Annotated in this window: 20 protein-coding genes and 3 pseudogenes; 6 read left to right on the top strand and 17 right to left on the bottom strand. The window is 44.3% G+C overall.

Going from position 1 to position 18,948, the window contains the following annotated elements; all coding sequences use genetic code 11:
- Window positions 1-27: 27 nt before the first annotated feature.
- On the bottom strand, window positions 28-423 hold the full coding sequence (locus tag AC3RV5_RS18665) for a cupin domain-containing protein (protein ID WP_489729084.1): 396 nt from the start codon (window positions 421-423) through the stop codon (window positions 28-30).
- A 169-nt stretch (window positions 424-592) separates the two neighbouring features.
- On the opposite strand from AC3RV5_RS18665, the gene AC3RV5_RS18660 reads away from it, so the two are divergent.
- Entirely contained in the window at window positions 593-835 is a 243-nt protein-coding gene (locus tag AC3RV5_RS18660; RefSeq protein ID WP_489729083.1) for a type II toxin-antitoxin system ParD family antitoxin, read from the top strand.
- Window positions 832-1,146 (top strand): type II toxin-antitoxin system RelE/ParE family toxin, encoded by a 315-nt coding sequence (locus tag AC3RV5_RS18655; RefSeq protein WP_489729082.1) that lies wholly within the window; start codon window positions 832-834, stop codon window positions 1,144-1,146. Before AC3RV5_RS18660 ends, AC3RV5_RS18655 begins: the two co-directional genes overlap by 4 nt.
- A 7-nt stretch (window positions 1,147-1,153) precedes the next feature.
- On the opposite strand, the gene AC3RV5_RS18650 is transcribed toward AC3RV5_RS18655, so the two are convergent.
- The 4 genes from AC3RV5_RS18650 to AC3RV5_RS18635 all read right to left on the bottom strand — a co-directional run bounded on the left by AC3RV5_RS18650 (window position 1,154) and on the right by AC3RV5_RS18635 (window position 3,826).
- Window positions 1,154-2,017, bottom strand: coding sequence for a hypothetical protein (locus AC3RV5_RS18650; protein WP_489729081.1), 864 nt, complete (start codon window positions 2,015-2,017; stop codon window positions 1,154-1,156).
- Window positions 2,018-2,639: 622 nt separating this feature from the next.
- On the bottom strand, window positions 2,640-3,101 hold the full coding sequence (locus tag AC3RV5_RS18645) for a hypothetical protein (RefSeq protein ID WP_489729080.1): 462 nt from the start codon (window positions 3,099-3,101) through the stop codon (window positions 2,640-2,642).
- Window positions 3,102-3,408: 307 nt separating this feature from the next.
- On the bottom strand, window positions 3,409-3,657 hold the full coding sequence (locus tag AC3RV5_RS18640) for a hypothetical protein (protein ID WP_489729079.1): 249 nt from the start codon (window positions 3,655-3,657) through the stop codon (window positions 3,409-3,411).
- Window positions 3,650-3,826 carry a hypothetical protein gene (locus AC3RV5_RS18635; protein WP_489729078.1) on the bottom strand — a complete coding sequence of 59 codons (177 nt, stop codon included), beginning with the start codon at window positions 3,824-3,826 and terminating at the stop codon, window positions 3,650-3,652. Before AC3RV5_RS18635 ends, AC3RV5_RS18640 begins: the two co-directional genes overlap by 8 nt.
- A 58-nt stretch (window positions 3,827-3,884) precedes the next feature.
- Between AC3RV5_RS18635 and AC3RV5_RS18630 the strand changes: the two are divergent.
- Window positions 3,885-4,040, top strand: a pseudogene (locus tag AC3RV5_RS18630) (tyrosine-type recombinase/integrase); the annotation flags it as partial.
- Between the two features lie 227 nt (window positions 4,041-4,267).
- Here the strand turns inward: AC3RV5_RS18630 and AC3RV5_RS18625 are convergent.
- From AC3RV5_RS18625 to AC3RV5_RS18590, 8 genes and pseudogenes are all read right to left on the bottom strand, one after another.
- Entirely contained in the window at window positions 4,268-4,843 is a 576-nt protein-coding gene (locus tag AC3RV5_RS18625; protein ID WP_489729077.1) for a thymidine kinase, read from the bottom strand.
- Window positions 4,844-4,947: 104 nt separating this feature from the next.
- Window positions 4,948-6,867: a putative bifunctional diguanylate cyclase/phosphodiesterase gene (locus AC3RV5_RS18620; protein ID WP_489729076.1), complete on the bottom strand. Its 1,920-nt coding sequence runs from the start codon at window positions 6,865-6,867 to the stop codon at window positions 4,948-4,950.
- Window positions 6,868-7,081: 214 nt separating this feature from the next.
- Entirely contained in the window at window positions 7,082-7,726 is a 645-nt protein-coding gene (locus AC3RV5_RS18615) for a GntR family transcriptional regulator (RefSeq protein ID WP_489729075.1), read from the bottom strand.
- Complete coding sequence (locus tag AC3RV5_RS18610) at window positions 7,723-8,910, bottom strand: benzoate/H(+) symporter BenE family transporter (protein WP_489729074.1); 1,188 nt, start codon at window positions 8,908-8,910, stop codon at window positions 7,723-7,725. Before AC3RV5_RS18610 ends, AC3RV5_RS18615 begins: the two co-directional genes overlap by 4 nt.
- A 333-nt stretch (window positions 8,911-9,243) precedes the next feature.
- The gene (locus tag AC3RV5_RS18605; RefSeq protein ID WP_489729073.1) at window positions 9,244-9,993 is read right to left on the bottom strand and encodes an SDR family oxidoreductase; all 750 of its coding nucleotides are present in this window, start codon (window positions 9,991-9,993) and stop codon (window positions 9,244-9,246) included.
- Between the two features lie 18 nt (window positions 9,994-10,011).
- The gene (locus AC3RV5_RS18600; RefSeq protein WP_489729072.1) at window positions 10,012-10,716 is read right to left on the bottom strand and encodes a histidine phosphatase family protein; all 705 of its coding nucleotides are present in this window, start codon (window positions 10,714-10,716) and stop codon (window positions 10,012-10,014) included.
- A gap of 34 nt (window positions 10,717-10,750) precedes the next feature.
- Window positions 10,751-11,810, bottom strand: a pseudogene (locus AC3RV5_RS18595) (phosphotransferase family protein).
- A gap of 1 nt (window position 11,811) precedes the next feature.
- Window positions 11,812-13,032 carry an acyl-CoA dehydrogenase family protein gene (locus AC3RV5_RS18590; RefSeq protein ID WP_489729071.1) on the bottom strand — a complete coding sequence of 407 codons (1,221 nt, stop codon included), beginning with the start codon at window positions 13,030-13,032 and terminating at the stop codon, window positions 11,812-11,814.
- Between the two features lie 112 nt (window positions 13,033-13,144).
- Between AC3RV5_RS18590 and AC3RV5_RS18585 the strand changes: the two genes are divergently transcribed.
- The 3 genes and pseudogenes from AC3RV5_RS18585 (at window position 13,145) to AC3RV5_RS18575 (ending at window position 16,419) form a co-directional block, all read left to right on the top strand.
- Window positions 13,145-14,050 (top strand): LysR family transcriptional regulator, encoded by a 906-nt coding sequence (locus AC3RV5_RS18585; RefSeq protein ID WP_489729070.1) that lies wholly within the window; start codon window positions 13,145-13,147, stop codon window positions 14,048-14,050.
- 368 nt (window positions 14,051-14,418) lie between these two features.
- Window positions 14,419-14,914, top strand: a pseudogene (locus AC3RV5_RS18580) (S8 family peptidase).
- Between the two features lie 287 nt (window positions 14,915-15,201).
- Window positions 15,202-16,419, top strand: a complete 1,218-nt coding sequence (locus AC3RV5_RS18575) for a sensor histidine kinase (RefSeq protein WP_489729069.1) — start codon at window positions 15,202-15,204, stop codon at window positions 16,417-16,419.
- 52 nt (window positions 16,420-16,471) lie between these two features.
- Here AC3RV5_RS18575 and gpsA read toward each other — a convergent pair whose 3' ends face one another.
- Genes gpsA through AC3RV5_RS18555 form a run of 4 tightly spaced genes read right to left on the bottom strand, consistent with a single transcriptional unit; the run spans window position 16,472 to window position 18,711 of the window.
- Window positions 16,472-17,476, bottom strand: coding sequence for an NAD(P)H-dependent glycerol-3-phosphate dehydrogenase (gpsA, locus tag AC3RV5_RS18570; protein WP_489729068.1), 1,005 nt, complete (start codon window positions 17,474-17,476; stop codon window positions 16,472-16,474).
- 7 nt (window positions 17,477-17,483) lie between these two features.
- Window positions 17,484-17,990, bottom strand: a complete 507-nt coding sequence (gene secB, locus AC3RV5_RS18565; protein WP_489729067.1) for a protein-export chaperone SecB — start codon at window positions 17,988-17,990, stop codon at window positions 17,484-17,486.
- A gap of 23 nt (window positions 17,991-18,013) precedes the next feature.
- A complete protein-coding gene (gene grxC / locus AC3RV5_RS18560; RefSeq protein WP_489729066.1) occupies window positions 18,014-18,271 on the bottom strand; it encodes a glutaredoxin 3 in 258 nt (85 codons plus the stop codon).
- 14 nt (window positions 18,272-18,285) lie between these two features.
- Complete coding sequence (locus AC3RV5_RS18555) at window positions 18,286-18,711, bottom strand: rhodanese-like domain-containing protein (protein WP_489729065.1); 426 nt, start codon at window positions 18,709-18,711, stop codon at window positions 18,286-18,288.
- Between the last annotated feature and the right edge of the window lie 237 nt (window positions 18,712-18,948).

Below are 18,948 nucleotides of genomic sequence, written 5' to 3'. Positions count from 1 at the left end.
ATTGATGTTTATAAACCTACCGCCCTTTTATGTAACGTTTGGGCGCTCGATGGAATGTTCGGTTGGTTGTGGAGTAATAGTCATTACTTTCACGCCATTTGGCGATTCAAAACGATGCCAAACACCTTTTGGAATTACCAACATTTGACCAGATTTCAACCTGTTTCGTTGCTCTTGATTATTACCTAATAAAATCAATGAAGTCTCGCCACCTAAAACCTGAACAAACTCGTCACCATTAAGGTGCCTTTCCCATTCACTAAAACCAGAGTAATGAGCAATGTAAATTCCTCCATCTCTGTATTCTGATAATAAAGCGAAAGCATCCTTTGCTTCTTCATCAGTTGTTTCAGGAGTCCTATTCTCGAGGAACTTAACTCTCAAAAATTCATCGCCAATTGCAATTACTACAGACTTCGACATTTACGGGATCCTTATAGGTACATAACGCCTCAAACACCCGCGTGGTGAAGATGGCGGTTGTTGTGTGTTTTTTGCACAAAAGGTGGCCGCTTTGCCACGTCCGCTTGCTTTGACTTATTATGAACTATATACCATAATTAGGTATATATTGGTATAAAGGAGAAAAATCATGGCTAAAAATACAAGTATGACACTGGGTGACCACTTTGATGGCTTTATTTCTGACCAAATTCAAAGTGGACGCTATGGCTCTGCAAGTGAAGTAGTACGTGCAGGCTTGAGGGTTCTTGAAGATAAAGACAGTAAACTTAATGTACTGCGCCAAATGCTGACAGATGGAGAAGAAAGCGGTAAAGCTGACTATAGCTACGATAGTTTGATGGCTGAATTGGATGCTGAAAACGATATATGAATACATTTACGTTAACACGTACGTTAACACGGCGCGCTAAAGCAGACTTGAATTCTATAGCTAAGTTTACTGAAAAGCGTTGGGGGCGTGAGCAACGTAATATTTATATTAAGCAATTTGATGATACCTTTCATGTGCTTTCTGACACACCAGAAATAGGAAGTAATTGTAATTATATAAAAGAAAGTTACCAAAAATCCCCTCAAGGTAGTCACATTATTTTTTATCGAATGACCGACCTAAACAGCATACAAATAATTCGTATTCTCCACAAAAATATGGATGTGCTATCAAATTTTGGCAGCTCGTAACGCCTTATTATGTGCTTTTTGAATTATTTTTTATCCAACCTATAATTGAGGGATAGAGGTCAGTAATTTTTTCTTTAGTTGATTTGTTTCTATACAAGCGGATAAGTTCATTGTTAAAAGCTTTAAATCGATAAAAACCCTTCTTGTTTATCATAAAATCTTCAGTATAGCTTTTTATAAAGAGGTACTCTTCCGGAGAATAATTTTCCATTGCGTATAAAGAGTATAATGACCACGTCATATACTCATTAAATATTAAATAGGGCTTGTTGTATCCACCGCCTTTATACCATGGGGCTAAATCCACCAAAGCATCATTAATTTCGTCTATATATTTGTCAGAGGTTGGGTTGACGTAAGTATGATCAATTTCAGTAAAAAATGAACGCGTGAACTTTATCGATTGAATTGATAAAGATTCCTTCTCGTTTTTATAGCGATTAGGAGCACTGATAAACATGATTGATTCATTAAAGTCATTATTGGCATACATTCGAGCACTATTGTTTCCAGGTCCCAATGGAGAAAAGAAAATCTTATAACTTTGATACCTTGCAGGGAAGTGAGACTCTAACCATTGCCAAATGTTTTTTGGTTGAGCACCTAATTGGAATACCTTACTCAACTTTAAGTAATACACATGATGGTGTTTATAAAATTTTTGAAAATCACTCTTTTTCGCAAAATCTTCTAACAATATAATATTATCTTTAATAACATCAACTGCTCGAAACCCTTTATATACAGATGATTTTTCTATTTTATCTCCATTAAAAACATATGAAGGACCATTTTCAACAAATGTATAATAGCTAACCTTATCGAGTTTTTTAAAAATTTCATGATCTTTAAAAGGTGAAAACCATTTCAAAACATCTGAGTAATATTTTCCTTTCGAGTACATCCTATAATTTGTTTGATGAAATCTGTCAGATAAAGCTAATATAACGTTACTAAGTTCGTAAATTTCGGGTGTCTCAATACTGACTTTTCCAAGATGTTCTTGAATATATTCTTTATTATAATGAGCCGGTTCAATCTGTATGTTGAACGAAATAATTTTTATTTTTTTATCAAATTCTAAATATACTCGTTCAACTTCTTTATCATGACCAGAAATAAATAAACTTTTGCCATTGTATTTAATCTCAACTTTTGGGCTGCTTCCCCAATAAGTTAAATTAATCGTTTTGTTTTCAGGTAGCGAATTAAAATCTAAATTCTGACTAAAAAAACGTCTGTAACCAAGGCGAAATCACCATTTCTCAATGATATGTGATGATCACTAGCTTGAGCTCTATCACCACAGCAAAGTAATAAAACAAAAAATAGATGTTTCAAATCTAACTTATCCTTAAACATGACAATTGGCGATAATTGCACATACCAACGCTTTGCCAAGGGGCAAATGCGAACGTTGTTAGGCGAAGCCCTATGAGTATTTGTCCCAGCCGCGCTTTTTGCGGCGAACTTAGGCAACTTGTTAGGTATTTTTACCACAACTCTTTGATTAGTGATATTTTTCCGTTAGTAAAACCAAACACAACAAGTAATGGATTAGTTTGTTGCCAAGTACCATCGGGTTGGATTACCCCATGAGAATATTCTATTGCTGTATGATTTTCACCAAATATGCTGCTTAGAACACGTATCTCATTTTTAACGCTATTTTGATATGTCCCACGTTCAAGGTTACGAATAAAAGCTTTTCGCCATGATTCCTTGGTAAAGTTAGCCTCATACTCCACATGAACGTATTTGACTGCATCGTGAGTTAATGACAACAATGAATCGATGTCTTTAACGTTTGAATTTTTGCGGCTAACTTTATCTAAAGCTGAAAAGTATGAATTAATTTGAGCCAACTGGCATTCAGAATTACAGCTTGAAGCAATTACAGCTTTCGACGAAATTAAGCTTGTGAGTAAGAATCCGATTATTAATATGAACTTCATAACAACTCCATTGTTTGATAAATACCTAACGTTTAAATAACCGACCCTAGCTTGAGGTAAAAAAAACCGGTGTACTCCAAAAAAGTGAGATCTCACCACTCTTACTTACTGCTAGGGTGGGTTGATTTACTTGTTGGACTTGCCGACTTGCTGATCTATGGCGGTTCGTTTTTATTTTATCCCTTTACTATGCATGAAGGCCGTAATCACAGGCAAACGTTTTTCGCCCCCACCGCATAAAAATACTCCCTCTTTATTTATGACAGGCACAATTAAACTCACCCCTATTATGTGAGTGTTGTCATCCTTAGGCTGCATGGCGCGTTATTTCTCGCTCTTGATGATGCAGTAAACTGCCACATACCTCACACCGTGGTTCACTCCATTGACTTAAATATCTCTGCCAACTCACCAGTCGGGGTAAACTCACTGGTGCTTGTTGGCAACAAGCCCGTGCCTGATTCAGTTTATCGCGTGATGCACTGTGTATGCGATGACCATAAGCACGGATAAATTCAGCATGATGCTCACGTAGAATATCGGCGAGCTTAATCATCGCTCTTCTCCTCAACACCGGCCTTAACCCAGTCAATTTGGGCAGTGCTGAGCATGTCATTAATCATCAGGGCACTGTTTTGACTCACTCCTTCGGTCATCTTGGTATATCGCGCAGTGGTGATAGGACTGGCATGACCTAGATGAGTTTGAATGGCACGTAAACTCACACCTCGCTCAAGCAGATGAGTCGCAAAGGAATGGCGCCTATGTCTTGCAAGACATAGTAGACATTCTTTTGCGACCCAGATTTTACGAAGTGGTGCTGACATTCGAACAGTTCAAGACTTACTTGGTCATGCTGATGTTAAAACAACCGAAATATATACCCATGTGATTGGGACTAAATTTGGCAATACACAAAGTCCTATGGATAATATTTAGGTTCAGCTACACATTTTAAAAAAAAATGTCCTAAAGAACTCACTTTACCCCTTAAATGCTGAACTAGTTTTAGATCTAGCTATGTCTGTAATGTCGGATCACCTGCCATTAGGATAACAAATAATTTAAAATAAAAAGGGAACTGAATAATCAGTTCCCAAATTTCGTATCAGCCTACAGTGGCCCTTTTTTATTACCTGGCATCCTTTACCTTTGACCATTGGGGTTTACCAAACCAGTTCTTTGAAATGTTTACGACACACAGATTCATACCGGTTATTGCCGCCAACTTCGACCTGGGCCCCTTCTTTTGCGGCCTGGCCTTGCGCGTCCAGACGTACCACAAAAGTGGCTTTACGCCCGCAGTGACAAACGGTCTTGAGCTCAACCAGCTTATCCGCCCAGGCCATAAGATATCGGCTACCCTCGAATGTTTCTCCGAGAAAGTCGGTACGCAATCCGTAAGCCAGGACCGGTACCCCAAGGTCGTCAACGACCTTCACTAATTGTTGTACCTGGACTTTGCTGAGAAACTGGGCTTCGTCGATGAAAATGCAATCTATTTTGCCACTTTGTTGCAGGTCTTGTATTTGTGTAAATAGCTCGCTGGTATCGTTAAACAGGTGGGCGTTTGCTTCCAGGCCGATACGTGATGCTACTTTACCAATGCCGAACCGGTCGTCCAATGCTGCAGTGAAAATCTCGGCGCGCATGCCGCGTTCTTTGTAATTGTAGGCTGACTGGAGCAAAGAGGTAGATTTGCCTGCATTCATTGCAGCGTAGTAAAAATAAAGCTGAGCCATGTAATAAGGGATCCCGATAAAAGTATTTGGGCATTTTGCCGTCTTTACCCTCGAAATCATAGCCGCAATTGATACGGGAGATTAGTACGCCAATTTACCTAGGTCTAGGGGAAGGCTTTGGTGGTATCGGTAATCGGGTTTTGCCAGTTAATAAGAACTTCGTTGCGCATAGGTTTGGCAAAATAATAACCCTGCAAAAAATCTACCCCCATGGCTGTCAACGCTAATACCTGCTCTTTGGTTTCGACCCCTTCAGCGACAGTTTGGCAGTTTAATTCTCGGGCGATAAACAAGGTTGCCCGGATAATGGCTTCACCATTATGTTCGATATTATCCACAAAGGATTTATCAATTTTGACGTAATTGACCGATAAAGTTTGTAACTGCGACAAGGACGAATAGCCGGTACCAAAATCATCCATTGATAGATGCACTTTACGTTGCTGAATAGCCGCCAGCTGCTGCTTAATCTTTATATGGTTATCGACGAATATGGATTCTGTTATTTCCAAATGCAACCTATGGGGTGCCAGACCACTGCTGCGCAGTGCGTTGTCCAGAGTACGGATAAAACTGTCATCCATCAATTGGATCACTGAAACATTAACGGAGACCGCCGCATGGGGACAATGTTGCCATTGGCTGGCATCCATACAAGCCCGATTAAGAACCCAAGCACCTATTTCTTTTATCAAGCCAGATTTTTCGGCTAAGGGTATAAATGTATCTGGACCGATAAAACGGCCGTTAAAATCCCATCTTAACAAGGCTTCAAATGCCCAGGAGGTATTGTCTTTGGCACATTGGATAGGTTGATAACACAAATATAGCTGACGATGCTGTATGGAATGTTGTAGGCCGTAAAGGATCTCTTGAGAGTCGAGCACTTTTTGCTGCAATTCAGCGCTGAATAATCGCGGTTCACGGGGAGCAAAGGTTTTTTGCTCACACATGGCCAAGTCCGCCAGCTGGATAAGTTCGGTCGCAGAAACGCTGTGTTCCGGGCTCATGGCTATGCCTATTGTCGCACTCAGATGCAGCTCATTGCCGTTGACCAGTATCGCTTGAGAAATACTGCTAATGATCGCCCCGGCAATAGATTTCGCCGTATCGCTGTCGCTATAGGGCAGGGCTACCAAAAATTCATCCCCTCCCCATCTACCGGACTTATTATCGTCGGCGAAGGCTTTTATCCGGTTTGCCACCTCGATCAGTACCTTGTCTCCAACTTGATGACCCATAGTGTCATTGATTTTTTTAAAACCGTGTAAGTCAATAAATAACAGAGCCAGTGCGCTAGTGCTGTTAGCGCAGCGGGCCGTTAGTTTGGCTAATTCCTGGGTAAAAGCCTTACGGTTCATCAATTGGGTTAAGGGGTCCAGATAGGAGAGCTGGTAAATTTTTGCGGTTCGTTTGGTGACTTCATCTTCAAGGTTAAAATTGATAGCATTGAGCTTATCGTAAGCCGCACTTAATTCGTTGTTGACCTTATTGAGCTGGTCTTTTTCCTCGTTCATCTGCTTAGCTAAACAATCATTAATATTTCTAACGTTAATGGACTCCGAGGTATATTTAGAGGCTTTGGCTGAGGTGAAAAATAACCCGATACTTAACGCAAGACCCAAATAGCCCAGAATTTGTCGAAGCTCCTCAGGGGACAAAATTCCTAATACACAAATCGGTACAAGCAAAACCAGGGTGTACGACATGCACAGGGGCATACTCGCCGATAACACTGACTGGGCACCAGCCGCCATAAAGGTCATGATCAGGACCACAGCGGTCAATTCAAGTAAGTTCATTTGTTCGAATATGACGATAGGTAGAGCAGACCAAATACAAGCGGTTAACAAACTTCCCACAGAAAACCGTTTGATACAGGCGCTACCGCTGACACCTTTGAAACTTAACCGCTTTTGCCAATAAAGTAGGTCAATCAGGCGCAAGAGCAACACAGCAAGCATGATCCCCCACCAGATAAATTTAGTGTGTTGGGTAGCTGGGTTGCGAAAGCCAAATGCCACAACTGTACTAACCAGCAGGCTGATGGTTAAACCGGAAAAGGCATTGCTGTACAGAAGTTTGGCTGCGTCTTGGCTATTTAAAGCACGTAGGTCTTTGGATATATTTATAACGCAACCTTGGGCTAATCTTTCAGTTAAGATTTTTAGCGTAAAATGTGAAATTCATCTTAGGCTTAATTCAGGATTATACCAGCTGAATCTACTATTTTCAGTATTATATTTGGGTAATTAAATGGGCGACCAATATCTCTCCGGCTTGGCGGATATGTTGTTCAAGCAACTGCTGGGCGAGAGCGGTTTTTTTAGCACTAATTGCGGCTAACAGCTGGACATGTTGTTCTTGGCTGGTATCGAGGTAATCCAATTCCACTGAATGGAAGCCAATATAGCGTGCACTAAGTTGATGTAATCTGGTTACTGTATCCAACAGTAACGGATGATTGGCTTGCTGATATAGGCAGGTGTGAAACCGCCAGTTAAGCTCACCTTGCTCACAGACAGACAGACTAGATACATTCTTAGCCTGGTGCAAAATATCCTGGGCTTGGCCGATATTCTGGTAGGATAAATTTGGCATGGCATAGGCCAGGATCATCGGTTCCAACTGCATTCTCATCTGATACAAGTCTTGGGCATCAATTGCATTTAGAGGTTGGATCATCACACCTCGTTTGCCACATTGTACTACCCAGCCTTCATTTTTAAGGCGTTGCAATACATCACGTATAGGTATGCGGCTCACCTGATAGCGCAGGGCCAGGTCGGCTTGTTTAAGGGGTACATTGAGAGGCAACCTATGATCGCGGATGTCTTGTTTTAAACGTAAAAACAGGGTATTTGCGGCTTGTTTATCACTCATATGGTTAAGTCTCTTTTTTTGTTATTGATCAATAACGCCAGCATACCCAGTACTATGCCCCAAAATGCTGATGCTATGCCAAAAAATGACAGACCAGAGGCGGTGACTAAAAAGGTGAGCATGGCCGCATCCCGGTAATGACTTTGCTGGCTGGCGATAAGCAAACTTGAACCTATGGTGCCCAATAATGCCAAGCCGGCCAAGGCGGAAATCAAAGAAGAGGGAAAAGCCGCTAACAAACTGACTACAGCAGCACCGGCGATATCGGCAATGATATTAAATACGCCAGTGGCTATACCGGCCACATAACGTTTTTCAGGATCAGGGTGGGCCTCTTTACTGGTGCAGATTGCTGCCGTAATCGCTGCCAGGTTAAATGAAAAGCCACCAAAAGGGGCAAAAACCAGATTCAGCAATCCGCTCCAGCTGATAATTGGGGATATGGCCTGTTGCTCATAACCACTGGATTTTAACACCGCCACACCCGGAATGTTCTGTGATGTCATGGTCACAATAAATAATGGTAAACCAATGCCGATAAGGTGACTGATCTCAAACTGGGGGGTAACCCAGACAGGTTGAGCCATTTCCCAGCGGATCACAGTATAATCAATCAGGTGAAAAGTATGTGCGCAGATAAAGCCGCTAAGCAAAACCGCCAGGATGGCGTACCGGGCAGAAATTCGTCTGGCCAACATATAAATAACCAACATAATACCAACCATTAACGGACTGGCTTGCAATGCACCAAATATATTCAAGCCAAATTGCAGCAAGACACCCGCTAACATAGCCGAAGCCAACGGCAGCGGAATACACTTGCTGAGCTTGTCAAACCAGCCTGATAACCCCGTGAGCAGGGTAAGCAGTCCCACAAATATAAATACGCCGATTGCCTGATTAATGTTCATCACCGTTAAGCTGGTAGCCAGTAATGCCGCACCTGGGGTGGACCAGGCGATGATAATAGGTCGTTTGTAAAACCAGGATAATCCAATGCAGCCTACTCCCATTCCAATCCCCAGCGCCCACACCCATGAGGCAATCATCGCCTGACTAGCTCCGGACGCCAGCGCGGCTTGAAACACTATGGCCATAGCGCTGGCAAAACCGACCACAACAGCAATAAAATCAGCGCTGACAGCGGATAGGCTAAAATCAGAAAAAAGAGAACGATTAGTCATTTTGTATACTTAAATTATAAATGTATACAAAAAATAGCAGTTTTATTGGTAATTGTCTGCTGAATTTCCACTCTGTAGTTGAAAATATCGGTGTGCAACACTCTTAATTGACACCGGGTATTCTTAGGGGGCTCAAGGGTATGCATGTTTGGCTGGGTAATCTCGCGAGGCTCAACAATGGAGTACTGATGACTAAGTCTGCTGAGCATTGCCCGCCCAAAGTAGAAGAAACCACTATAAAGTATGCTATTGCTCAGGGCTATTATTAACAAACGACCTTGCTCCGGTGCCATCCAGTAGAGCAGTTTGTCAGTCACAGTTGAGTGGACTGGTTCAGCTCATTTTTGCCAGTATAAAAAGTGGGGCAATACGTGCCACATAACGGAATAACGCCCAAGGCCAGGTGGGGACAAAACTACTGGCTACTTCTTTTTCAATCGCTTTTACCATGGCTTTACAACCTGTTTCGGTATCTACAATAAAAGGCACGGTTTTAACTTTAGCGTTAATTTCGCTGTGGATGAATCCGGGGTGGATCGTTGTTACCTTGATGGGGGTATTGAGCACATCAATTCTGATCCCTTCTGTCAACGAGGTTAAGGCGGCCTTGCTCGCCGCATAGACCGTCATGGCGCGTCGTGCTCCGCGCACGGCACTGACAGAAGAAATAGTCACCAGGTGCCCAGAATTATGCTGTCTGAATATTTCCATGGCAGCTTCGCATTGGGCTAATGCGGACACAAAATTAGTGATAGCCGTTTGTTTATTAGCATGAAAATAACCGGTACCAACTGAGGCACCTTTGCCCATGCCTGCATTGACTATTACTCGATCTAAACTGCCCATATCTTGTGCAAACCCTTTGATAACCTCAAATACTTGAGGATGGTCGTCAACATCCAATGGGCGAATAAAAACCTGAATATTTGGATTAATGCTCAGTAATTGTGTTTTTAATTCTTCTAATCGTTCTACGCGTCTGGCGCACAGACCCAGGTTGCGGCCCATTTTTGCAAACTCAATTGCCATTCCCTTTCCCAAGCCTGAACTGGCACCGGTGATTACGATATTTTTTCTTATCATGATGGCAAAGTCTCTGTGTTATTTGTAAGTAATAAGGTGTTGGTGATGCCCTTCAAAAGCAGAATGGTCATTCAAGGTCGACAATATTTGCCTTTTGCTGCTGTAAATTATTTGACTGATGCTGCAATTAACCAGAGTCCAATTTAAATCCATTAAATTGGACTCTGGAATATTCAATAACGCCTGGCTCAATAGGGCGATCGGCCCACCGGAACTGAATACCGCGATATGTTTTGCATCGTTGGCTTCGTTAATGGTGGTTTGCAAGGTTTGTTGTATGCGGTCTTGATAGGCTGTCCAGGACTCGACGTACTGTTCGGCAAAGTCATTACTGATCCAGCGCGAAAAAGCCTTTTCCATCAAGTTCTGTAGGGCAAGATTGGGTTTTTCTTGCTGCATTAAATAGTTTTTTGCTCCGCTAGCACTAGTAAAATCGGGGTTAAGCTGGGCCAGAATGTCTTGGTGATCATACTCGTTCCAGCCTGCATCAACTGTCATTTGGTCGACAATCAGCCCACTGGTCTGCATGGCATCTAAACAACCTTCGGCTGTTTGTTGATGACGCAACATGCCGCCGCGAATGACTTTGTCGAACTGTATTCCCCGTCGCAGTAAATCATTTCCTAAATGCGCTGCTTGCTGCGCCCCCAAATCGGAAAGGCAATCGTAATCGTCTTTGCCAAATGAGGCTTGGCCATGACGGATCAAATCGATACTGGCCATCTTAGCGTTTCCCTTGGACTGTTTTGCGGTATTGTCATATTAAATAATGCACAAAAAAATGTTTTTAAACGCTGATTATCGGTTTGTTGGTGATGATAGCGGTAGTATATTTGCTGGGCGATAGCAGCCAACCAAAACAGACCATACACCTCATAAAAAGCAAAGTTGTCTACTTTAAATCCTGTTTTATCCGAGTAATATTCGCTCACTTCCTGACGTGAATACATACCGGGTAAATGGGTAGGTTGGCGGCGAGTCGACTTGGCTAAACGGTCGTCATCCGTTTGCACCCAGCAAGCCAAGCTATTACTCCAATCCATGAGCGGGTCCCCAAGGGGGGCTAGCTGCCATCGAGTACACCGATAAACCGGGCTGGGCTTTGGGTGTCGAGCACTAAGTTATCAAAACGAAAATCATTGTGGGTCAAACACATGTGCTTGTTGTCTGGAAGTTTGGCTTTAAGCCAGTCGCAGATGTAATTTGTTTTAGGTACATTCCAGGTGCGGGCTTTTTGGTAACGAGTTATGCAACCGTTGATCTGGCGCTGAGTATAACCACTACCTTTGGCAATATGACCGAGGTTTGCCCTTTGATAATCCACTTTATGTAGCTCGATTAAACTATCTAGGGCGTTTTCGCATAGTTTACGTGTGTCACTGGTGCATAACTGTAACTCTCTTGGCAGATTTTTACGGGGGATAATACCGTTGAACATCTCCATTATGTAGAATTCTGCGCTTATCACCGAATCATCTTCACAGTGGGCAAGCATTTGAGGTCACTTGGGTATAGACAGGCTTAAGAGCAGCTTGCAGACGATACTCCCGGCCCATGTCATGGGCGCCTTTGGTTTTGGTGCCAGCGGGGCCCCTTGGCAAAATAACTTCTGTGTCTTTGGCGCATGGATTTGTAAAGGCTAGGCAATAGGTCCAATTAGAGGCACCACCGGCGTATTGGGTCACTTTAGGGGGGCTGTTTAGAGCCGGTATTTGAGCACTAAGCCAAGGGAGTAGAGACTCAACTTTGAGCGGTTGTCCCTGGCGAAGCCTGCCAGCCTGGTCAGTAACGGATTGGTCGATAACAGCTTGAATCATATTACTGATATTTCTTCAATTCTAAGCGGCTTACCATACCCATATGTACCTCGTCTGGGCCGTCGGCCAAACGTAAAGCTCGGGCCCCGGCTGCGAATCGTGCTAATGGGAAATCACTGCTCATACCTGCACCTCCATGCAGTTGCACGGCCATATCAACCACGTCTTGCAACATTTTAGGCACAGCCACTTTAATGGCGGATATCTCGGTCATGGCGTTTTTAACCCCCACAGCATCAATTTTCCAGGCGGCATGTAAAGTCATAAGACGAGCTTGATGGATCGCAATTCGAGCTTGAGCAATCCGCTCGCCGTTACCGCCGAGTTTAATGATTGGTTTGCCAAATGCTGTGCGACTCAGACCACGTTTTATCGCCAGTTCCAAGGCTTTCTCTGCACCACCAATTGAGCGCATACAGTGGTGAATACGACCCGGTCCCAGGCGTCCTTGGGCAATAGCAAAACCTTTGCCCATGCCCACTAGCAAGTTTTGTTTAGGAACACGCACGTTAGTAAAGTGCATTTCACCGTGGCCAGATGGCGCGTCGAAGTCGCCATAGGCACTAAGCATGCGTTTAATTTCGATACCTGGGGTATCCAGCGGCACAATCACCATGGCGTGCTGAGAGTGTTTATCATTTTCAGGGTTGGACAAGGCCATGAAAATGGTGACCTTTGCATTGGGATGACCTAAGCCGGTAGACCACCATTTTTTGCCATTTAACACCAGCTCGTCGCCGTCGACTTCAACGGTGGCCTGCATATTGGTGGCATCAGATGAAGCCACGTCGGGCTCGGTCATACCGAATACCGAACGAATTTCGCCAGCCAGTAAGGGTTTAAGCCATTTTTCTTGTTGCTGTTCATTACCAAAATGATAGAGCACTTCCATATTGCCGGTATCCGGGGCATTACAGTTAAATATTTCAGAAGCGAATAACACCCGGCCCATTTCTTCGGCCAGTGGTGCGTATTCTAAAGTGGTTAATCCTTTTCCTAACTTGTCATCCGGCAGAAACAGGTTCCATAGACCAGCTTCTTGGGCTTTGTTTTTTAACGGTTCAATTAAGGGATGCATCTGCCATTTAGTCCAGTCACCGCTGGGGTTGAGCTCCTCTGTCTCTCGGTAGATTTGGTCTTCTACTGGGTAAACATGCTCATCCATAAACGCTTTAACACGGGCAATATAATCTAAGGTTTTTTTGCTGTGGGCAAAGTCCATGGTCTACTCCAACTGAGATTGATATTGGCTTTAGCATAGACTTATTTTTTCTTTGAATGAAATGAAAAATTCATCCTGTATACTATGAACCAAATTCATTGAGTAGGTGCCTATGGCGGATGTTCAAAGTGTAAAAAAACTCGATTTAAATTTGCTCAAGATCTTTGAAAGTTTATATCAGGAACAGAACATGACCCGCACGGCTAAGGCCCTGCACATCACTCCCTCAGCGGTAAGTCATGCCATTAAACGTTTGCGGGAATGTTTGGGGGATCCGCTTTTCCAACGCTGTAACAATCGTATGTTGCCAACGCCCGCTTGCCAGCGCATGGCGCCGCTGATCATCGATAACCTTATGCGTTTGCGCCAAATTATGCAGCATTGGGGAGAATTTCATCCAGATACTAGCGAACATCACTTTCGTGTCGGCATGCACTATGCTCTGGAACCGTCTATTTTGCCTTTGTTGGCTAAAGAATTAGCGATTCAGGCACCCCATGTGACCTTTGCCAGTATTAAAATGGAACGCCCAACTATTACCCGGGAACTAGGGGCCGGGCACTTGGATATGATTTTGGATGTTGCTTTGCCAATCAAGCCGCCAGTGATGCACAAAAAGCTGATTGATGATGAATTTTGCGTATTACTGCGTAAGGATCACCCTCTAATGGATAGCCTGGATAGACACAACTATTTCCATGCCGGGCATATAGGGGTATCCAACCGGCCAAGTGGTGCCGCAGCAGAAGACTTGTTATTTCAACAACAAGGCCTGGCTCGTAATATCGTGCTTCGTTGTCAAAATTATTACTCTGCCAGAAGCATAGTGGCCAACTCGGATTATTTGTTGACGCTGCCCAGATTATTAGCTTTAAAGTTAATGCAAGACGATCTGTGTCTTGTGGCGGTTCCCCTTGAGGTGCCAGATATCGCTATCCATTTGTATTGGCACAAAAATACCGAACAGGACGCGGCGTTGGCCTGGTTTCGCCACTTGATCGACAGGGCGTTCGGGTAACGGCTATGCATTTTTATCTATGCCTAAAGGCCAATTGTCAGCTCGCCTCGACACCCAGCCTTTTACTCTAAAATATGACGCTTCGATTATTGAAGTCAGAAATGAAATATTTAACTTTCCCACGTACCCTGGGCAGACACTGTATGGCAAAGTGGCGAAAGCAGTGCGGGTAAAACTATTGTTATATTGGATACTGGTGTGGATAAATTCCATTTTTTTGTGGCCGCAAAGGTCGTGGCCGAGGCTTGTTATTCCGCCACGCGAGGCTCGAACTAGTCAACGTCATTGTGCCCATCGGGCACGGATAACGAAGAGGGGTTGGGGCAGGGATTAATTGTAGCATCATTGGCTGTTACTACGGTACTCACGTGGCGGGCATAGCGGCGGGCTCCGGGGATGCCTTTTCGGGAGTAGCTAAAGATGCAGATATTATTGCCATTCAAGTGTTCTCGCGAATTGAGTCTGGGGGGCGGTGGTTTTACCACTCAAACCCAGTGTGACTCTGCTAGTCGGAGCTACCAGGCGGCGGTCAGTCAACTCACTGAAGCCGGGATTGCCGTTGTGGCCGCCTCGGGGAACAACAGCTATAGCAATAAAATCAGCTCCCTAGGTTGTGTGAGCGGGGCAATCAGTGTCGGTGCGACGAACGATAGCGATACCGTGGCTTATTTCACCAACCGCGCCCCGTTTTTATCCTATATAGCACCTGGGGTCAGTATTAGATCATCCTTGCCTGATAACCGTTTTGGGGACTTACCAGGCACGACTATGGCATCAGCCCTGAACCCTGAACATATATCGTTTCAACTGAACAACTGCCTGCAGGCCAGGTTAACCAAGCGTACACTGGGAGCCTCGCAGTAAGGGGGACAACAAGTACCTTACCGCTGATTAGCCACGGGTGCCTTTTGCCAGTGGTTTGGTGCTTAACTCGGCCAGTGGCGAGATTACCGGTACCCCGAGTCAGGAACAAATACAGTCAACCGGGGTGTTTGCCCAAGATTGGCTGGTTTATTCTGGCCTACGGGCTTAAAAGACTCACTATTTCAAATTTAATCACGGGTGCCGTCTTCGAAAGTGCAACCAGTGTTTTTATTGGTTATCATAGGCTTAATGGTGGCCAGTATTCGGCCACAAAATGAGGCTGGAATATGAAATCTATTGAGGGTGCAGCGAATGTCAACGCCGTATTAACCCACCCAAGTAAAAAGAACACACTTCAAATAGTTGAGCTGTTAACAAACAATAAACAAAAACTGATAGATCTTTGGGTGAAGACTATTCGTGAAGAATTTAATGAGCCTGAGACCACATCTGATAATGTGTTGGCCAACCACATTCGTTTTGTCTTGGATGTGCTTATTCAGGAATTATGCAAATTTGCCGGTGAGCAGCATGGGGCAGAATCTATCGTACCCATGGTTTATGCCCAAGGAACGATTGTCGATGAGGACGATGCCGGTAATGACCACGGTAAACAGCGCGCCCGGATTAATGCCTACAACGTAGATAAAGTCTTTTGGGAATATGTATTACTGAGAAAAATCATCGTCGATTTTTTGCAGCAACAGGATTTGCTGGATATCGATCATCTGCAGTTAATCACCTGTGTTATCGAGAGTTGCAGTCGGGATTCACTCAGTACTTTTACCCAGTCACTGCAAAAAGTACAGCGTAAGTTGCTCGGTTCATTGATCCACGATCTGCGCAATCCATTAAACGTGGTCAGTGTCATCGGCTCTGTGCTTAGTATGGAAGACGGCACGGACGACATTGTCTCCTACGGGGGCAAATTGGAACGGGCTTCCAGACGCATGAGTGTGATGCTTGAAGATATGCTGCAAATGGTTTCCATTGAAGGTGGCCAGGGCTTGGAATTGGCGTTTAAAGCCGAAGATCTGCATAGTTATTTTAAGGTATTAATTGATGATACTTATGCCCTATATGGCCAGCGCTTTGAGGCGGTGTTACTCGACAGTAAACTAGCCGGGGTTTTCGATGTGTTTGCGGTCATTCGGATTGTGGAGAATCTGGTATCCAATGCCTTTAAATATGGTACTAGCGAAACCCAGGTCACCCTGACAGTAAGCCAAGACGAGTCAGATATATCCGTGAAGGTGCACAATTACGGCAGGCCTATTCCCCGGCAAAACTGGGAGACGATATTTGGTTTTCTCAAACGTTATGAAGGTCATGAACCAGCCAGGGAAAAAAGTTGGGGTATCGGTTTAGCCATCGCCAAGTCTGCGGCCCAAGGACACAAAGGCAGTATAACCCTTACCAGTAATGAGGCTGACGGCACGTCTTTCACCCTTAAGTTACCTAAATACGCACATGGAACGGGTGATCGTATAACGGTTGTTATGTAATCGAGTCTGCATGGGTGGTTATCTGCTCGCCAAAGGTTAGTGGCGAGCGGGATCATTCGTAGGTTTGTTCACGACCAAGTAAATCCAGAGCTGCCTCTTTGGCGGGTTTGCCGTTGTATAACACCTGATAAATTTGTTCGCAGATAGGCATTTCAACCTGACTACGTTTGGCTAATTGGTGTACTTCTTTGGTATTGCGGTAACCTTCAACAACCTGACCGATATCTGTCATGGCCTGCTGGATACTTTTGCCCTTACCCAGAGCTAAACCAAAACGTCTGTTACGGGATTGGTTATCCGTGCAAGTCAGCACCAAATCCCCAAGCCCTGCCATGCCCATAAAGGTTTCTGGCTGGGCGCCAAGCTTAATGCCCAGGCGGGTTAATTCCGCTAACCCCCGGGTGATCAGTGCCGTTCTGGCGTTGGATCCAAAACCTAAACCGTCAGCTAAACCTGCACCTATGGCAATCACATTTTTGACGGCGCCGCCTAACTGCACCCCGATGAAATCGTTGTTTTTATACACTCTGAACGATTTGGCGCAATGTAACATATTGGCGAAATCTACCGATAACTGCTCATCAGTGGACGACAGTGATATGGCGGTGGGCAAACCCGCTACCATTTCTTTAGCGAAAGTTGGGCCGGAAATTACGGCCAATGGAATGTCTGGTCCAAGTATTTCCCGGGCAACTTCTTGCAATAAACGACCGTTTTCGGGATCCAGCCCCTTGGTTGCCCAGATAATACGCTGTTGCTCAGTTAACAGAGGTTTAATCTGGCGCAGCAAATCCGAAAATCCGTGACTTGGGGTCACGATTAGCAAGTCACGATTTTGCGAGACAGCCGTCGCGAGATCCGCTTCGATATGCAAGGCAGGGGGAAAGATCGCATCAGGTAAATAACGCTGATTACTGCGGGTTTGCTCCATATTATGCATCTGCTTCGGGTCTCTACCCCACAAACAGGTCTGCACGCCATTTCTGGCCAGACAAAAAGCAAGGGCGGTGCCATAAGACCCCGCCCCCAATACTGAAACAGATTGTTTGCTGTTCATTGATTAATTATGCGTCAAGCTGGGCCGGGGCACTTTCTTGTGCCTGTTGGGCGCGTTTTTGCATATAGGCGGCAAAGATCGCGTCAAAATTCACAGGCGCCAGGTTAAGTGGCGGGAACGTACCGCGGTTAACCAGGTTCGAGATGGTTTCCCGAGCATATGGAAAAAGCGTATTAGGGCAAAACGAGCCTAACATGTGCGCCTTGTTTTGCTCCGGCATTTCGCCAATCTGAAAAATACCTGCTTGTTGTACTTCACACAAAAATGCGGTTTCTTCGCCTAACTTGGCCGTGACAGTAACCGCCAGCACGATTTCATACAGGTTTTCTTCGAGCTTGGTGCTACGGGTATCCAGATCAAGCTGCACTTCAGGCTTCCATTCTTTTTGAAAGATAGCCGGAGAGTTGGGAGTTTCAAAGGATATATCTTTGGTAAATATACGTTGAATTGAAAATTGTGGACCTTGCACGGCTTGAGCTGCGCCAGTGTCGTTTGTTTGGTTTTCGTCAGCCATTATGCTTCCCTTTATATAGCCGCTTATGCGGCGAGTAATGTATCTAATTTGTTTTGTGATTCCAGTGCAAACATATCATCACAACCACCTATGTGTTGTGTGCCGATAAATATCTGGGGAACGGTGTAGTCTCCATTCGCACGTTCGATCATCTCAGTTCTAAGTTCAGGCTGCAGATCAATTTTAAATTCACTGAAAGCGATCCCTTTTTGCTCAAGTAAAGCTTTAGCTCGATGACAATAAGAGCAATGGCCCTTGGTGTAAATTTCAACTTTACTCATATTTTATCTACCTGTTATTTGCTGATTGGTAGATTTGCGCCTTGCCAGGCATTCATCCCACCCTTTAATACGCTAACCTGCTCAAAACCTGCTTTTTGCATTTGAGTCGCGGTGCGTTTACACGTCATGCCCATGGCACATACAACAATAATGGGTTTGTCTTTTTGTTTTTCAAGGGGGGAGAAATCTGCTTTAGTCACTTGCTCGGCTTTAATCTGCTTCGCACCTAAAATGTGACCCTTTTTAAATTCCACCCCTGGGCGAATATCCAACACTACGGCGTCTTGCTTATTCATCAGCAAGGTAGCTTCGTGGGTAGAGAGTTCTTTTACCTTAGAAAATTGACTCGCCACTGTGGTGTAGAGTAAAGACACCACCAAGGCGGCGAATAAACCTGCCAAAATGTAGTGATTTGTGACAAATTCAATCACTTGATCCATAACGTTTACGCCTCTTACGTGCATTGCACGACAAAAAAAGAGAGCAAAGTATATAGAATTTGAGTGCAGAAACCAGTGCCCAAAGCGCCCTCATATAATTAACACGCTGTAACTTTTTGTATTCCATCTGATTTTAAAGCTAAATGACCGTGACGGGATTGCATCGACAGGATAATATGGGGGTCTTGGCGGTTAAGCTGCAATGAGTTTTGTATTTTTGATCCCCAGCCCCAGTGA

It is taken from the genome of Paraglaciecola sp. IT1134, assembly GCF_058068185.1.
This window is presented reverse-complemented; position numbering and strand designations above follow the sequence as displayed.

Coding starts and splice junctions, on each gene's coding strand:
- AC3RV5_RS18665 (WP_489729084.1), bottom strand. CDS start 423: ATGTCGAAGTCTGTAGTAATTGCAATTGGCGATGAATTTTTGAGAGTT.
- AC3RV5_RS18660 (WP_489729083.1), top strand. CDS start 593: ATGGCTAAAAATACAAGTATGACACTGGGTGACCACTTTGATGGCTTT.
- AC3RV5_RS18655 (WP_489729082.1), top strand. CDS start 832: ATGAATACATTTACGTTAACACGTACGTTAACACGGCGCGCTAAAGCA.
- AC3RV5_RS18645 (WP_489729080.1), bottom strand. CDS start 3,101: ATGAAGTTCATATTAATAATCGGATTCTTACTCACAAGCTTAATTTCG.
- AC3RV5_RS18640 (WP_489729079.1), bottom strand. CDS start 3,657: ATGATTAAGCTCGCCGATATTCTACGTGAGCATCATGCTGAATTTATC.
- AC3RV5_RS18625 (WP_489729077.1), bottom strand. CDS start 4,843: ATGGCTCAGCTTTATTTTTACTACGCTGCAATGAATGCAGGCAAATCT.
- AC3RV5_RS18615 (WP_489729075.1), bottom strand. CDS start 7,726: ATGAGTGATAAACAAGCCGCAAATACCCTGTTTTTACGTTTAAAACAA.
- AC3RV5_RS18610 (WP_489729074.1), bottom strand. CDS start 8,910: ATGACTAATCGTTCTCTTTTTTCTGATTTTAGCCTATCCGCTGTCAGC.
- AC3RV5_RS18605 (WP_489729073.1), bottom strand. CDS start 9,993: ATGATAAGAAAAAATATCGTAATCACCGGTGCCAGTTCAGGCTTGGGA.
- AC3RV5_RS18600 (WP_489729072.1), bottom strand. CDS start 10,716: ATGGCCAGTATCGATTTGATCCGTCATGGCCAAGCCTCATTTGGCAAA.
- AC3RV5_RS18590 (WP_489729071.1), bottom strand. CDS start 13,032: ATGGACTTTGCCCACAGCAAAAAAACCTTAGATTATATTGCCCGTGTT.
- AC3RV5_RS18585 (WP_489729070.1), top strand. CDS start 13,145: ATGGCGGATGTTCAAAGTGTAAAAAAACTCGATTTAAATTTGCTCAAG.
- AC3RV5_RS18575 (WP_489729069.1), top strand. CDS start 15,202: ATGAAATCTATTGAGGGTGCAGCGAATGTCAACGCCGTATTAACCCAC.
- gpsA (WP_489729068.1), bottom strand. CDS start 17,476: ATGAACAGCAAACAATCTGTTTCAGTATTGGGGGCGGGGTCTTATGGC.
- secB (WP_489729067.1), bottom strand. CDS start 17,990: ATGGCTGACGAAAACCAAACAAACGACACTGGCGCAGCTCAAGCCGTG.
- grxC (WP_489729066.1), bottom strand. CDS start 18,271: ATGAGTAAAGTTGAAATTTACACCAAGGGCCATTGCTCTTATTGTCAT.
- AC3RV5_RS18555 (WP_489729065.1), bottom strand. CDS start 18,711: ATGGATCAAGTGATTGAATTTGTCACAAATCACTACATTTTGGCAGGT.